The organism is Hymenobacter puniceus, assembly GCF_014333525.1.
GTDB lineage: Bacteria > Bacteroidota > Bacteroidia > Cytophagales > Hymenobacteraceae > Hymenobacter.
Map to the genome: position 1 here is coordinate 61,389 of NZ_JACSCX010000008.1, position 15,012 is coordinate 76,400.

The 15,012-nt window shown below is 61.5% G+C and carries 8 protein-coding genes; 5 read left to right on the top strand and 3 right to left on the bottom strand.

Features of this window, described 5'->3' with window-relative positions; all coding sequences use genetic code 11:
• Window positions 1-123: 123 nt before the first annotated feature.
• The 3 genes from H8B14_RS18575 to H8B14_RS18585 form a co-directional block, all read right to left on the bottom strand.
• The gene (locus H8B14_RS18575) at window positions 124-1,023 is read right to left on the bottom strand and encodes a polysaccharide lyase (RefSeq protein WP_187317175.1); all 900 of its coding nucleotides are present in this window, start codon (window positions 1,021-1,023) and stop codon (window positions 124-126) included.
• A 148-nt stretch (window positions 1,024-1,171) separates the two neighbouring features.
• Window positions 1,172-1,327 carry a T9SS type A sorting domain-containing protein gene (locus H8B14_RS18580; protein WP_187317176.1) on the bottom strand — a complete coding sequence of 52 codons (156 nt, stop codon included), beginning with the start codon at window positions 1,325-1,327 and terminating at the stop codon, window positions 1,172-1,174.
• 108 nt (window positions 1,328-1,435) lie between these two features.
• The gene (locus tag H8B14_RS18585) at window positions 1,436-6,337 is read right to left on the bottom strand and encodes a carbohydrate-binding protein (RefSeq protein ID WP_187317177.1); all 4,902 of its coding nucleotides are present in this window, start codon (window positions 6,335-6,337) and stop codon (window positions 1,436-1,438) included.
• A gap of 763 nt (window positions 6,338-7,100) precedes the next feature.
• Here H8B14_RS18585 and H8B14_RS18590 point away from each other — a divergent pair.
• The 5 genes from H8B14_RS18590 (at window position 7,101) to H8B14_RS18610 (ending at window position 14,579) form a co-directional block, all read left to right on the top strand.
• Window positions 7,101-8,351 (top strand): DUF4861 domain-containing protein, encoded by a 1,251-nt coding sequence (locus H8B14_RS18590; protein WP_187317178.1) that lies wholly within the window; start codon window positions 7,101-7,103, stop codon window positions 8,349-8,351.
• 55 nt (window positions 8,352-8,406) lie between these two features.
• Window positions 8,407-10,686 (top strand): glycoside hydrolase family 3 C-terminal domain-containing protein, encoded by a 2,280-nt coding sequence (locus H8B14_RS18595; protein WP_222840650.1) that lies wholly within the window; start codon window positions 8,407-8,409, stop codon window positions 10,684-10,686.
• A gap of 68 nt (window positions 10,687-10,754) precedes the next feature.
• Window positions 10,755-11,519 (top strand): 2-dehydro-3-deoxy-D-gluconate 5-dehydrogenase KduD, encoded by a 765-nt coding sequence (gene kduD / locus H8B14_RS18600; protein WP_187317179.1) that lies wholly within the window; start codon window positions 10,755-10,757, stop codon window positions 11,517-11,519.
• A 107-nt stretch (window positions 11,520-11,626) separates the two neighbouring features.
• The gene (gene kduI / locus H8B14_RS18605) at window positions 11,627-12,457 is read left to right on the top strand and encodes a 5-dehydro-4-deoxy-D-glucuronate isomerase (protein ID WP_187317180.1); all 831 of its coding nucleotides are present in this window, start codon (window positions 11,627-11,629) and stop codon (window positions 12,455-12,457) included.
• A 49-nt stretch (window positions 12,458-12,506) separates the two neighbouring features.
• Window positions 12,507-14,579 (top strand): polysaccharide lyase family 8 super-sandwich domain-containing protein, encoded by a 2,073-nt coding sequence (locus tag H8B14_RS18610; RefSeq protein ID WP_187317181.1) that lies wholly within the window; start codon window positions 12,507-12,509, stop codon window positions 14,577-14,579.
• Window positions 14,580-15,012: the final 433 nt, after the last annotated feature.

The window sequence follows — 15,012 nt, forward strand, 5'->3', positions numbered from 1 at the left end:
GCGGCGTGTTAGTGCGCAAATCCTGCGCCTGTAGCAATTCCCTGTCAATGGGCACGGCGCGAATCAAAATGTGCATCGATCAGCACAATCAACGCACCATCTCCATCTAGACCACCGCCGAAATTATGGAGCGAGCTGATTTACTTTTACATCATCATAAAAAATATCCCCAGCCGGGCCAGACCAATTACTATCACCTCCGCCCCTGAATGTATCAAACGATATTCTAGTTATTTTACGATAATTATGGTCATTGGTCCAGCGAATATCAGAAATATTTACTAACTCGGTCCAATTGGTGGTCGTACTCTTTTTGATAAGTACTTTTAAATAGCCATTTTTATTGCCGTAGGTATTACTTTTAACATGTATATAAACATTGTACCATGCCCCTTTTTCTAATCCGTCAAATTGTTTATTTTGTGGATTATCACCACAATGATATGCAGTGGTATTAGGCATATCGTAATAATATACGTATGGCTTTATTGCATGAGTTGTAGTGGATGTTCTTTTCCACATTAATCTCACACTAGCTCCGTGTCCTGCCGTTGGAACATTGCAGGCACTGGCTCCATCACCAATCTCAAATCCCCAACCCAGTTTTCCACCTTCAGCAAAGGTAAAGGCGGGGTCAAACTTAAAGCTATAACTCATGTCATAGTCCGTGCCATCTGATACATTGTTTGACGCGACTAACCCATTAGTATACGAATAGCCGTCATCCAAATGCACGCGAAGGGAATTATCTATAATCCATTGTTTGCCTCCACGCCAATTGCTGGTTTTGGAATTATCTCCAAAATCGGCAGCATACTCCGCAGCGGTATATTCATTGTTTGTAGAAGCAGTAAACTCTTTCAGAGGAATATTGCTAAAAATAGCATTGGCCGGTGCGGGGTCGGCCTGATAATTCCCGTTAGTGGTCGTTTGAATTGGATTGTCTTTTTTGCATGAGACCAGGAGGGTGGTTGCAAACAGCAGGCATACAGCCCCGCTTTGGGTGAATTTAATACGGTTCATAACGAGTTGATTTTGGGTTACAATTAGAATGGGAGAGGAATGCCAACGCTTCGATGGCGAAGCCCGTTGAGGAAGCTAAAAACGAGGAGAGGAGCCCGCCCGGTAAGGCCCGGCCAGCTGCCGCCGGCCGGGCGATGCTCACGGGTACCTATTCGATAACCACGCGCTTGGTCAGCACCTGATTATCGGCATGTAAGCGCAGGGTGTACACGCCCGCAGCCAGGCCCGAGGTGCGGAATTCGGAAGCGTGACCAGTCGCCGGGCCGGGCACAATGCGTGGGGAGTAGACGCTTGTTTTTTTCATGTGGGAATTGGGTTAGTGGAAGAAAAAAACAGTGGTTGCTTAGAAGAAAAAGAAGGTTGTCGGGAGCACCAGCCTTCTCTAGGTAGGCAGCGGAGTGCGGAAAACAAGTTACTTGAGCAGCACCAAGCGCCTAGTTTCCACCGTGCCGTTGCTCACTAGGCGGCAGGTGTAGATGCCGGCGGGCAGGTCGCGGCCATCGAACGTGACCGTGTAGTCGCGGCCGGTTTCGGCCACGGCGTCGTAGAGCGTGCGCACCAGCTGGCCCATGGCGCTGTACACCTGCACCTGCGTGGCCGCCGTAGCAGCTGGCCGGAAGCGGATTTCGGCGCGCGTGGCAAAGGGGTTGGGGAAGGCTTCGAGCACCGTGGCTTGCCGGGCCGACTGCCCGGAACCCAAAGCGGGGGCCGCAGCACCTCTGGCGGCCACCGTGCCGCAAGCCCCGAGCTGGTCGCCGTGCTCGGCCAGGTGCGTTGCCACGGCATTAGTGGAGATGCACAGCTCGTTGCCGTTGTGGCACACCAGCACCTTGTCGTTCTTGTTGCCGCAGCGCACGTCCACCACCGTGAGGGTTACGGTGGCGCTGGCCACGCAGCCAAACTCGTTGGTGGCCAGCACCGTGAAGGTGAAGGTGCCGGCCGCCGTCGGCGTGAACACCGGCGCCGCCGCAGTGCTGCTGCTCAGGCCCGCGGCGGGCGACCAAGTATAGGTCGTGGCCGCGGCGGCCGAGGTGCCGTTCGAGGCCGTGAGCACCAGGCTTTGCGCCCCGTAGCCCAGGGCAATGGTGCTGGCCGGCAAGCCCGTGTAGGTATTGTCGGTGCGGCTCACGGCAATGGCGGGGGCCGGCGTCGTGCTGATTACTGTCACCGTGGCCGTGCCCGTGGCGGTGTTGCCGTTCGCGTCCGTCACCGTCAGGGTCACTAGGTTAGCGCCAAGGTTCGAGCAGTCGAAGCTGGTTTTGTCCAGGGTCAGCGTCTGCACGCCGCAGGCATCCGTCGAGCCATTATCAATGCTTGCGGGCGTCACCGCGGCGCTGCCGCTCACCAGCGTTACGCTGATGTTCCTGGTGAGCACCACGGGCGCGGTTTGGTCGCTCACCAGCACTGGCTGGGGCACGGTCACCACGCCGCCGTCGCCGTAGACAAAGTGCCAGCTGATGGTGTAGCTGCCCTGCGCCGCATAGGTGGTCGGGTCGGTGGTGGTGGCTGTTACGGTGCCGCCGCAGTAGTCGGGCGCCGTGGGGGTAGTGGCGGTCACCGAGCATTCGGCCGTGAGCGTGGGTAGCGTCACCACTGGCCGCTCCGCCGTCAGGCCCGGGGCGGGCGCCGTGAAGCGGGAGGTCAACGGGCCTTCCTTGGCGCGCACCTGGTAGTAGTACTGCGTGGCGTAGCCCAGGCAGGCGTCGGTGTAGGTGGTGGCGTTGGCGGCCACGGTGGCCAGCAGCGTGTAAGCCGTCCCATCGAGCGAGCGGAACACCTCGAAGTTAGTTTCGGTCGCGGAGTTGTCGGTCCAGCTCAGAGCAATGCTGTTGCCGGTTACGGTAGCGGCTAGGGCCGTGGCCGGCGGCAGCACGGCGTCGCGCAACGACTGAATGTAGGCAATGTTACCGCTGCCCATGCCGTAGCCCCAGTTCGGGGCGCCGCCCAGCATAATCTCGGTGTCGGAACCACTGAAATCAGCGCCGCGCTGGTTAAGGTTCAGGGGGTAATGGTAGGCGCCGGGGGCCCCGCCGGCCTCCTTGTTCGGCGACACCAGCTTGGGGCTAGTGATGGACTGGAAGAGGGCGGTGGGCGCGCCGTTGCCGCCGCCGCGGGTGGCGAAGGCGTGAATGGCCCCGCTCAAGCCGGTGGCCGCACCCGTTTTTAGCAGCACCATGTCGTACTGAGCGATGATGAAGGCGTTGGTGCCCGTCGTTTCGTTGGCGAGGTAGGTGGCGTTTTCCAGCAGCAGGTCCACCGTGAAATCCGATGCATCCGTGTCCTGCACGTAGTTGGCCACGCCCGTCGCGACCTTGTGCAGCACGATGGTGGTGCCGGCGCGCAGGTCCTGCCAGAACGGAATGTTGGTAAAGCGGTACTTGCCGCCGTTGTCGGTGGTGATGTTGGCGTCGAAATCCTTCACCAGCAGCCCCCGGATGTCGAGGTGGTCTTTGATGACGAGCAGCTCCACGGCGTCGCGGGTGCCCACGCCGTCGTTGCTGCCGTTGTACACGCGGTTCACCACGATGTCGGGCGTGGGCGGCAGTATGGACAGGCGCAGCCCGTTGATGTAGGCCACGTTGTTCGCGCCAAAGCCATTGCCCCAGTTAAAGCTCGTGGACGAAGAGGCGGCTGCCTTCGCGCCGTCAAAATCGGCCGTGGTCTGGGCCGTGCTCAGCGGGTACTGGAAGCTGCCCGCCGCGTTGGCCGCAGTCGAAACCAGCTTGGGGCCGGTGGTGGCCGCGAACAGCGCCGTGGCATTGCCCGTGCCGGTCACAAAGGCGTGCACCGGGTTGGCCACGCCGCTGGCGCTGCCGGTTTTCAGCAGCACCATGTCGGTATCGGTGAGGTTGAACACCTGGCCCGGCCCGGAAAGCGAAGTCAGGTAGGTGGTGTTTTCCAGGGCCAGGTCGAGCCGCGAATCGGAGGCGCTCAGGTCCTCCACGTAGCCCGGGATGCCGGCCGCCAGCTTGCGCAGCACAATGGTGGTGCCCAGGCGCAGGTCTTTCCACAGGGCCTGGTCTTTGAACTGGTATTTGCCGCCGTTGTCAGTGGTTAGGTCGGCATCAAAGTCCTTCACAATCAGCCCGCGGGCATCGAGGTGGTCCTGCACCACCAGCAGCTCCACCGCGTCGGCGGCGCCGTCGGAGGCCGGGCCGGCGTTGTACACGCGGTTTACCACGATGCCGGTCATCGGCTGGGTTTCAAACGTGATTCTGGAGATGTTGAAGCTGGTGGTCACCAGGTCAAACTTCAGCGTGACATTGGGCGAAGCCTCCAGGTAGACGTTGTTGAGGACGATATTCTGGTACGTATTAAAGCTGCCCGTGGCGGGAATGGCCACCACGCCGGTTTTGTCCACGTCGTTCACGCTCAGGCGCAGCGAGGCGGCCGAGGTAGCGCCCGTCGAGACCCGGAAAGTGACTTTGTAGAAGCCGCTGTTCTGAATGTTCACGGTGTACTTCAGCCACTCGCCGTTGGCCGAGAAGCCGATGTTGCCGTAGCCACCGTCGCCGTTCTGGGTGTCCACGGCTTCGTTCGGTCGGGGCACGTTGGCGTCGAACTGCAGGCCGCGGTTGGTCGGGTCCGAGTCATTGAAGGCCACGTCCTGCCCGCCGAAGTCGTACTCCACGGCCCGCACCACGCCCGGAATCTGGGCGGGGGTGCCGTTGAAGGGCGTGCGCGCGCAGCTGCTCACCCGCACGACGGCCGGCTTGCTCACCACGATGGTCGTGTCCGGGTTCACCAGCGTCAGGGTCACGTCCTTGGTGCCGGCCGTGGCGTAGGTCACGGCAAAAGGCCCCGGGCCGCTGGCCGTGGCCGGCGTGGCACCCGCCCCAAAATTCCAGGTCAGCGAAGTGGCCTCGCCCAGCACCGAGCCCGTGTAGGTCACGGTTTCCGGGGCCACGCAGCTGAAGGTTTTGTTAGCCGTGAACCCGGCCAGCGACACCGACTGGCCGGGCCTCAGGTAGGAGGGGGGCAGCGCATTTTGGGCGTGCTGCAGCGAGTACACAATCTTGCGGGTCAGCGCGCCCTGCGCGTCAAACAGCAGCACCAGCGTGCACTGGGCGGGGATTTTGTCGTTGTAAGCGGCGTTGATTCCGGCCGGCACGTTGATTTTGAGCGGGGCCGCGCCGGGCACGGCCGCCGTGGACAGCTGCACCGTGAAATCGTAGGCCGTCGCGTCGCTTTCGTTGAGTACCATCACGGCCGTGGTGCCCTGGTCGGTGCTGCTCACCACTTTCACCAGCGCCTGGTTGTCGGTGGCGTTGAGGTTGGTGCCGTGCAGGTTTTCCGCCACCAGCATCTCGTGCCAGTACGAGGAGCGCGGCTTGAAATTGGCGCCCGAGCCGTCGATGTAGCCCAGGTCGCTCAGCCCGCGGCCGCCGTTGCTTTCGTGGATGGACCAGGGCTGCATGCTCAGGGCCTCGTACTTCATGCCCACGCCAAACACCTCGGCCCAGAACTGGCCGTTGATGAAGGAGTGCGCGCCCACACCCTCCACCGTGTTCACGGCCGGGTTGTCGAAGTTGACGTTGAATTCGGTGAGGGCCCAGCGCAGGGCGCTGGCGCCGGTGCGGTTGTGCTTGGCGTTGGCCGCCGCCAGCAGGCCCACCAGGTTGGTCACCTTGCTCGTCACGCCCTGGATGGCGTTGACCACGTCCGGCCGCGTCTGGTTGCCGCCGAAGGCGTAGGTGTGAAAAGAGATGATGTCGATGTAGTAGCGCCCGTTGGCGTCTTTGCCGGTGATGTCGTTGGCACCGCCCACCAGCGCGGGGTAGTAGGCGTTGTAACCGGCGTTTTCCGGCCCCACCGTCAGAATGCTGGGGTCCACGGCTTTCATGGCCGAAGCAAAGGCTTTGATGTATGCCTCCACGCCCGGGATGGGCGTGGGGTTGGGCTGCGCCGTCAGGTCGGGCTCGTTGCCGATAATCCAGTACTTCACATTCCGCCGCATGGTGATGTTGACGTGCTGCACCACCTGCGCGGCCTGCGCCGCCGTCAACCGCCCGCGCCCCTCCGACACCTGCACCATGGGCTCGGCCCCGATGCGGCGGATGGAGTCAATCAGGGCAATGTACTGGGCATTGGTCACCAGGTTGACGTTCGGGCCGTTGCCGCCGATGCGAATCATCTTCACCTTCGACTGCTTCACCAGCGGCCACAGCCGGTCGAGCTGCCCATTGAAAACTTGCGTGCCCAGGGCCGTGGGCATCCAGGCATTCTGTCCGGCCAAGTAGGGCGAAATGGCTTGGCCCCGGCCGGCACCGATGGCTAACCAGCTCAGCAGAAGCAGGGATAGTAGTTTCTTCATGCGCGGGAGTTTTGGGTTGGTTCGGAAGTGAGAAGCGGCGACCAGGGGGCCAGGCGGCGCGGGCTCTTATGTGTTCCCTGACGAAATCGAAGGGTATCGACGAGCCGCCTTTGCGGAGTGACTTGTTTGCCGAGTTAGGGCCGTCAGGGCTGCTGGAGTTGGCAAGGGCCGCTGGACAGTTGCTGCTGGCAACTCAGGTGCGGTGCCCAGTACCGGAGCGGCTAATTGCGGACGGGCTCTACAAATGTCTGCGGAAGCCCACTCACCCACTTTCTCATTTCGAACCGTCGCGGTTCATTTTATAAAATACCACTTAACTTATTGTTATTCATGTATTTGATAAGAAATAGCAGCGGTTGCAAACATCTGCTATTTCATTTTTAGCACGCTCTTGTTACAATAGTTTTAGTAAAAAGCGCGTCGGCCCTAACCATCACTGCTTCCGGTGCAGCAAAGCCGGGAAAAAGCGAAAAGCGGAAAAGATAACAGCTGAAAACGGCGTGTATATTTCCGCCGCAACGGCAGGAGCTGCTCCACTGCGGGCCCACAGGCGCAGTAGTGCAATCCCGCTGACCCAAGTAGCCAGTCACTGATTCTGCTGGTAGTTGCACACGTCACGGCTCTGACTGAATAGTCCGCTCAGGGTGAGGGAATGAGAGAGTTACCCGGCCAGCCCGCCACAATACATGACCGAAAACGCACGACTGCTCCTGCGGCTAAGTCGGTTTCATTTACCGCCTCACGTTTAAGCCCTACTTCCGTAATGGCCTATCACTTGCCACGTTTCAACAGAGCAATAGGGCCGGCGCTGCTCTTGTTCCCGCTGGCGCTGCACCCGGCGGGCGACAGTAGCGCCAAGCCCGCCCCCAAGCCCCCGACCGCGCTGGCTTTCACCGTTCGCAACCGGCTGGCGGTGGCCCGGCCCACCGAAACGGTTAGCCTGCCGGCGGCCCGGTTGGCGGGGGTTATCAAGGCCTACGGCGCCGACAATCTGCTGGTGCGCGATGCGGCCGGCACGGTGCTGGTAAGCCAATTGCTCGATAACAACGCCGACGGCCAAGCCGATGAGTTGCTATTCCAGACTGCCCTGGCCGCCAAGGAAACGCGCAGGTTCACCGTGTCGGGGGCAGCCAACAGCGCCGCTCAGCGCCCAAAAAGCCCCTACACCACCTTCTCCCGCTTCGTGCCCGAGCGCATTGACGACTACGCCTGGGAGAATGAGCGGGTGGCTTTCCGCACCTACGGCCCCGTGGCGCAGCAGCTCACCGAAACCGGCCGCAAAGACGGCACCCTCACCAGCGGCATGGACTGCTGGCTGAAGCGGGTGCCCTACCCCGTCATCGACAAATGGTACGCCGGTTACAAAACAGACCCGAGCTACTACCACCAGGACCGCGGCGAGGGCTACGACCCCTACCACGTGGGCGACAGCCGCGGCTGCGGCGGCACCGGCATCTGGGACGAGGGCCGGCTGTGGGTATCCAAGAACTTTATCGGCTACAAAACGCTGGCCACCGGCCCCATCCGCACCGTGTTTGAGCTTACCTACGCGCCCTGGCAGGCCAACGGCCGCACCATCACCGAGCGCAAGCGCATTTCCCTGGACCTGGGCAGCAACCTGACCCGGTACGAAGACTACGTCGGCAGCCCGCAGGCGCTGACCAATTTCGTGGTAGGCATCACCCTACACGAGAAGAAGGGCGTGGTGCAGACCGACCAAAAAGCCGGCTGGTTTCGCTATTGGGAGCCCGTTGGCGACGCCGAAATCGGTACGGGCGTGGTGCTCGACCCGCGCTCCGTGACGGAAGTGCGCGACCACCGCGTGGAGCAGCCCGACCAGAGTAACCTCCTGGTGTTCACCCGGCCGGCCAGCGGGCCCTTCGTGTTTTACGCGGGCTTCGGCTGGACGAAGAGCGGCCAGTTTCGCACCGTGCAGGAGTGGGATGCCTACCTGGCCCGGTTTGCCCAGCGCCTGGCGTCCCCGGTAGAAATAAGCTGGGCGAAAACTCGGTAAAAACGATGTCAACTTCGGCAGCTCTTGCCCGCCACACCTTTTCTAATTCACCCCTATGCTTTTTGCCTCTGTACGCTTTGTAGCGGTGGCCGGCACGATTCTCTGTGCCGCTACCGCTTTCAATCTGGCTCCACCTTCCGCTCCGCCAAAACGCGCCGCTGCCCCGCCGAATCAGCAGGCCGCGCTCATGGCCAACGAAGCCGCCGTGAGTGCGCTGCTGAAACAGCTCACATTGGAAGAAAAAATCAAGATGGTGCACGCCAACTCGGCCTTTGCCTCGGGCGGCATTGCCCGGCTCGGCATCCCAGAGCTGATGACCTCCGACGGCCCCCACGGCGTGCGCCCCGAGCAGGGTCGCGACTGGAAGGGCGTGAAGGCCCCCCACAACGCGGGCACCTACCTGCCCACCAACAACACCCTGGCCGCCACCTGGAACCCCGAGCTGGGCTACGCCTACGGCACGGTGTTGGGCCAAGAGGCCAATTTCCGGGGCAAAGACATCATCCTGGGCCCCGGCATCAACATTATCCGGGCTCCGCTCAACGGGCGCAACTTCGAGTACCTCAGCGAAGACCCCTACCTGGTGGGCCAGATGGCGGTGGGCTACATCCGCGGGGTGCAGGCCCAGGGCGTGTCGGCCTGCGTGAAGCACTACGCGGCCAACAACCAGGAAATCCAGCGCAGCAAAATCGACGTGAACATGAGCGAGCGGGCCCTGCGGGAAATCTACCTACCCGGCTTCCAGGCGGCCGTGCAGCAGGGCGGGGCCTACGCGCTGATGGGCTCCTACAACAAGTTCCGGGGCCAGTACGCCACCGAAAACGCCTACTTGATAAACGACATTCTGAAAGGCGAGTGGGGCTTCAAAGGCCTGGTGATGAGCGACTGGGGCTCCAGTCATAACACGATGGACGCCCTGCGCAACGGCACCGACCTGGAAATGGGCACCGACCTGGTGTTGAAAAACAACAGCCTTGACCAAAGCGTAACCGCTAGCGCCGGTGCGGCTACCCCGGCCGCGAGCAAAACTATTTACGACCGTTTCTATCTGGCCGATGCGGCCCTGGTGGCCATTAAGAAAGACTCCAGGCTGGAGCCGCTGCTCGATGAGAAGGTGCGGCGCATTCTGCGGGTGATGTATGCCACCAACATGCTGGACGGCAAAAAGCGCCAGCCGGGTGCGCACAACACCGCCGCGCACCAGGCCACCGCCCTCAAAGTGGCCGAAGAAGGCATTGTGCTGCTTAAGAACAACGGCCTGCTGCCTCTCAAGAAAACGGTGAAAACCGTGGCCGTCATCGGGGCCAATGCCACGCGCGAAAACGCGGGCGGCGGCGGCAGCGCGCAACTGCAGGCCAAGTATGAAATCACGCCCTTGCAGGGCCTCAAAAACGAGTTGGGCAGCACCGCCACCATCACCTACGCCGCCGGCTACAAGATTGCCAAAGGCCAACAGGCCGACCCGACCCTGATTGCCGAAGCCGTGGCCGCTGCCAAAGCAGCCGATGTGGTGGTGTACGTGGGCGGCTCCTTCCACGGCTACGACTACACCAAGTGGGGCGACAACGCCTATGACGCCGAAGCCGTGGACAAGCCCGACCTGCACCTGCCCTTCGGCCAGGATGAGCTGGTGAAAGCCGTACTGGCCGCCAACCCCAACACTGTGGTGGTGCTGCTCGGCGGCGGTCCCATCGACGTTTCGCCCTGGGTGGGCCAGACCAATGCCTTGGTCGAGGCCTGGTACCCCGGCATGGAAGGCGGTAATGCACTGGCTCATATCCTCTTTGGCGACGTGAATCCCTCGGGCAAGCTACCCCTCACGTTCCCGGTGAAGCTGGAAGACGCACCGGCGCACAAGCTGGGCGAGTACCCCAGCACGCCCGGCAACCCGCTAAAGCAAACCTATAAGGACGACATCTGGGTGGGCTACCGCTACTACGACACCTACAATGTGGTGCCCCAGTTCGCCTTCGGCCACGGCCTGAGCTACACCACCTTCAAGTACAGCCACCTGACCGTGACGCCCGGCCCCAAAAGCGCCACCGTGAAGCTGACGGTGACCAATACCGGCAAGACGGCCGGCGCTGAAGTGGTGCAGGTGTACGTGCACGACGAACAAGCCTCGGTGAAGCGCCCCGAAAAGGAGCTCAAGGGTTTCAAAAAAATATTCCTGCGGCCCGGCCAGGCCCAAACGGTAACCGTGCCCCTGAATGCCGAAGCGTTTCAGTTCTACAGCGAAGCCAAAAAGCAGTGGGTGCTGGAGCCCGGCAAATTCGACGTGCTGGTGGGCAGCTCCTCGCGCGATATCCGCCTGAGAGGCAGCGCGACGCTCTAAAAGCAGATTGCAGCTACCGGCTGGTTCGCTGCCGCCTCATGTTCAAACACCTTGTATAGTAAGCTTCCATGACTTCTCTTTTTGATTTAACGGGCAAAATGGCGCTGGTCACGGGCTGCACCCGGGGTATTGGCCAAGCCATGGCGCTGGGACTGGCCCAAGCCGGGGCCGACATCATCGGCGTATCGGCCACTGCGGCACCCGATGGCGGCGAAACCGGCCAATTGGTGCGGGCGCTGGGTCGTCGGTTCTACAGCTACCAAGCCGATTTCAGCCAGCGCACGGAAGTGGATGCTTTTCTGGCCCAGGTGCAGCAGGACTTTCCGGTTATCGATATTCTGGTCAACAACGCCGGCATTATTCGCCGCGCGCCGGCCGCCGAGCATTCCGACGAAGATTGGGACGCCGTGCTTGGCATCAACCTCGACGCGCCCTTCCGTTTGGCTCGCGATTTGGGCTGCCAGATGCTGAAGCGGGGCCAGGGCAAAATCATCTTCACGGCCTCGCTGCTCACGTTTCAGGGCGGCATCAACGTGCCGGGCTACGCGGCCAGCAAGGGCGCCATCGGGTCGCTGGTGAAGGCGCTGGCCAACGAGTGGGCCGGCCAAGGCGTGAACGTGAATGCCATTGCGCCCGGCTACGTGGCCACTGATAACACCGCCGCCCTGCGCCAGGATGCCGAGCGCAGCGCCGCGATTCTATCCCGCATTCCGGCCGGCCGCTGGGCCGAGGCCGTCGATTTCAAAGGGCCGGCCGTGTTCTTAGCCTCGGCGGCCAGCGACTACGTGCACGGCACCATCCTCACCGTCGACGGCGGCTGGATGGGACGATAAGAATTATGAGTTGAGAGTTATGAATGATGAGTTTTGTGCTCTGATTCACCACAACCCAACTCAGCTAACAACTCATTACTCCTAATTCATAACTCCTAATTTCCTACATGACCCAGCGCTTTGCCATCGGCCCCCGCGAAACGGCTACCCTCAACACCAGCGGTATCCGCGAACATTTCCTGATTTCAACCATCTTCACGGCCGGCGAAATCGAGCTGACCTACACGCACTACGACCGCATGATTGTGGGCGGCGCGCAGCCGGCGGGCACGGCCCTCAAGCTGCCTTGCCCCGAGTCGCTGAAAGCCAACTTCTTCCTGGAGCGCCGCGAGCTGGGCGCCCTGAATGTGGGTGGCGCGGGCACCATCACGGTGGATGGCACGGTGTACGAGCTGGGCAACCAGGACTGCCTGTACGTGGGCATGGGCAGCAAGGAAGTGTTTTTTGCCAGCACCGACGCGGGCAACCCGGCGAAGTTCTACCTGCTGTCGGCGCCGGCGCACCACGCCCACCCCACTACGCGGCGCACGCAGGCTGAGGCCACGCCCGTGGAAATGGGCGCCCAGGAAACGGCCAACGCGCGCACCATCTACAAGTACATCTACCAGGAAGGCGTCCAGAGCTGCCAGCTGGTGATGGGCCTCACGCAGCTCAAGCCCGGCAGCGTGTGGAACACAATGCCCAGCCACACGCATGACCGACGCATGGAGGCCTACCTCTACTTCAACTTGCCCGCCGGCCAGCGCGTGTTGCACATGCTGGGCGAGCCCACCGAAACCCGCCCGCTGTGGGTGAGCAACGAACAGGCGATTCTCTCCCCGCCGTGGTCCATTCACACTGGCTGCGGCACGGCGGCCTACGCCTTCATCTGGGGCATGGCCGGCGAAAACCGCGAGTACACCGACATGGACGCCGTGCCGCTGGATATGCTGCGCTAGGCCATTCTGCATACAGCTCAAACGCCTGCTGGCTAAAACCTTGAAGAAAATGAAAGCGACGCTCGTTCTCATCCTTTTGCTTACCTGCTGTTCCATCGCCAGCACGTGGGCACAGCAGCCGGCCGCGCAGCTGAAAGAGGTGGAAACGGTGCGCAGCCGCTGCGTGCGGCTGTTGCTTTCCGACACCGCCTACGCCAGCGAGCAGAGCTACCAGCTGAGCGGCGACATTAGCTACGCGCAGGACGGCGCGGGCTACTACGCTTCCCTTACTCGGGAGGGCGCCTGGCCCGACATCGACTACCAATCCACGCTGAGCAATGCCTGGCCGCCCTCCTGGCACCTGTACCGGCTGCTGCTGGTGGGCCGGCAGTACCACCGCAACCGCGACCCGCAGTACTTGGCGGCGCTGCACCGCGGGCTGGCATATTGGATACGCCACGATTTCCGCTGTCCGAACTGGTGGCAGAACCAAATTAATACGCCCTTTGCCTACGCCAGCCTGCTGCTGATGCTGGGGGCCGAGGCCACCGCCCCGGAGCGGGCGTTTCTCGACGACGTGCTGCGCCCGCGCATTGCCCAGGCGCATCCCACGGGCCAGAACAAAATCTGGCAGCACGACATCGAAGCCCGCGTGGCGCTGCTGCACCACGATGCGCCCGGGCTGGCCCAGGCGCTGGCTAACATGGCCACGGTCATTGAAGTCACCACCGACGAAGGTATTCAGCCGGACTACTCTTTTCAGCAGCACGGGGCCATGCTGCAGTTCGGCAACTACGGCCTTCATTTCGTGAATAGCCTACTGTTTTGGTTGGCCGTAACGGAGGGCACCAGTTACGCTTTTGCGCCGCAAAAGCAGCGCGTGCTGTTTGACTACTGCGCCAATGGGCTGCGCTGGACGGTGTTCCGGGGCGGGATGGATATGACGACCCTCGGCCGCCAGCTGCGGAGCGGCGCCGCCACCAAGCGGGGGCAGGTGCTCTACGACAATTTGCGGCTGGTGCGCGCCCTCAACCCGGCCCAGGCCTGCCGGTATTATCTCGACGGCTTCGGCGGCCCGGCCGATGCCGCCTGCGAGCTGCAGGGCAACCAGAATTTCTGGCGCAGCGGCTACCTGGTGCAGCTGGCCCGAGGGCAGTATTTCATGAGCGTGAAAACGCACGGCCCCTTTGTGAAAAAAATCGAGTCCATCAACGGGGAAAACCTGCTCGGGGCCTATTTGAACGACGGCGTGAGCCTAGTGCAGCGCACGGGCCGGGAATACCGCGACATCGAGGCGTACTGGAACTGGGCCATGCTGCCCGGCACCACTGCCGACACCACCCGGGCGCCGGGCGACGCCCAGGTGCTGCAATCCAGCAACCAGGCCGCTTTCGTGGGCCAAGTCTCGGACGGCGCTGCGGGCCTAAGCACCATGGCGTACGACCGGCTCGGCCTCCAGGCGCGCAAAAGCTATTTCATGGTGGGCAATACGCTCGTGGCCCTGGGGGCGGGAATAGCAGCCAAAGACACTAAAAACGTGGTTACAACGGTTAATCAAACCTACTACAAGGCCCCTCTCCTGAGTGCGGAGGCCACTGCGAACAGCCTGCGCTGGCTCTGGCACGATAGCATCGGCTACTTTTTTCTGGCCGCTGGCAGCCAGCCAATAACATTGGTGCGCGCCAAAAAAAGCAATTGGCCGGCCGTTGATGTCGCCTCTCCTCCGGCCAGCGCGGACGATGTGCGGAAAACCTACACCATTTTTCTGCCCCACAGTAAGACTTTGGATTACGCCTATGCCCTGCAAACCGGCCTGGACCAGGCCCAGACCCGCGACGACGCCCGCCACTTCCCGGTGCAAGTGCTGGCGAACACCCGCGCCGTGCAGGCCATTTCCTTCAACGACCGGGTGCTGGCCGCTTTCTACCAGCCCGAGAAATTGCGCGTGAGTGCCACCACCAGCATCGGGGCCGACAGTCCGTGCCTGCTGATTTATAAGCGCACAACTCCGCGGCCCGAAGTGTGGGTGGCTGACCCCACCCGCACGCTGCAACACGTCCGGCTGAGCATCAACGGCGTCTACCGGACCATTGACCTGCCCCAGGGGGACCTATTGGGCAGCAGTGTAAAAGCACGTCCCTGAACTCGCTAAAAAACCTGCTATTTTCTCAGCAGAAAGCGCAACATGTAGCGTGCTGCAGCTCCGCGATAAAAGCCTTTTTGGTTGTTGTGGTCGCAGTAGAGGAGGAGCGGAAAATGTGGGCTGTGTCGCCGATACGCGACCCAGCCAGCATACTGTCGAGTTCGGACTGGGCCTTCGTGACCCCGAAAGCTTTTTCCTGGAAAATGGTCTTACAGCCGGCCTTGTGGAGGGCATCAAGTTGGAATTCCAGGTTCTGGTCGCGGGTCGAAACGCAGGCATTGCCGATATTTATCCTTAAAATACAGGCTTCTCATCGCGAAGACACCCTATACTGTACTCAAGCTGCTGGACAAGTTTTCTGAACCAATTCCGACGGATTTAACCACTTTTTTGGAAAGCATCAAAAAGTGTGGGGCAGTGGCGGCCAATCGTT

What these genes read in the sequence shown, in the direction of transcription:
- H8B14_RS18585 (WP_187317177.1), bottom strand. Translation starts at nt 6,337, where the DNA reads ATGAAGAAACTACTATCCCTGCTTCTGCTGAGCTGGTTAGCCATCGGT.
- H8B14_RS18595 (WP_222840650.1), top strand. Translation starts at nt 8,407, where the DNA reads ATGCTTTTTGCCTCTGTACGCTTTGTAGCGGTGGCCGGCACGATTCTC.
- kduI (WP_187317180.1), top strand. Translation starts at nt 11,627, where the DNA reads ATGACCCAGCGCTTTGCCATCGGCCCCCGCGAAACGGCTACCCTCAAC.
- H8B14_RS18610 (WP_187317181.1), top strand. Translation starts at nt 12,507, where the DNA reads ATGAAAGCGACGCTCGTTCTCATCCTTTTGCTTACCTGCTGTTCCATC.
- H8B14_RS18580 (WP_187317176.1), bottom strand. Translation starts at nt 1,327, where the DNA reads ATGAAAAAAACAAGCGTCTACTCCCCACGCATTGTGCCCGGCCCGGCG.
- H8B14_RS18590 (WP_187317178.1), top strand. Translation starts at nt 7,101, where the DNA reads ATGGCCTATCACTTGCCACGTTTCAACAGAGCAATAGGGCCGGCGCTG.
- kduD (WP_187317179.1), top strand. Translation starts at nt 10,755, where the DNA reads ATGACTTCTCTTTTTGATTTAACGGGCAAAATGGCGCTGGTCACGGGC.
- H8B14_RS18575 (WP_187317175.1), bottom strand. Translation starts at nt 1,023, where the DNA reads ATGAACCGTATTAAATTCACCCAAAGCGGGGCTGTATGCCTGCTGTTT.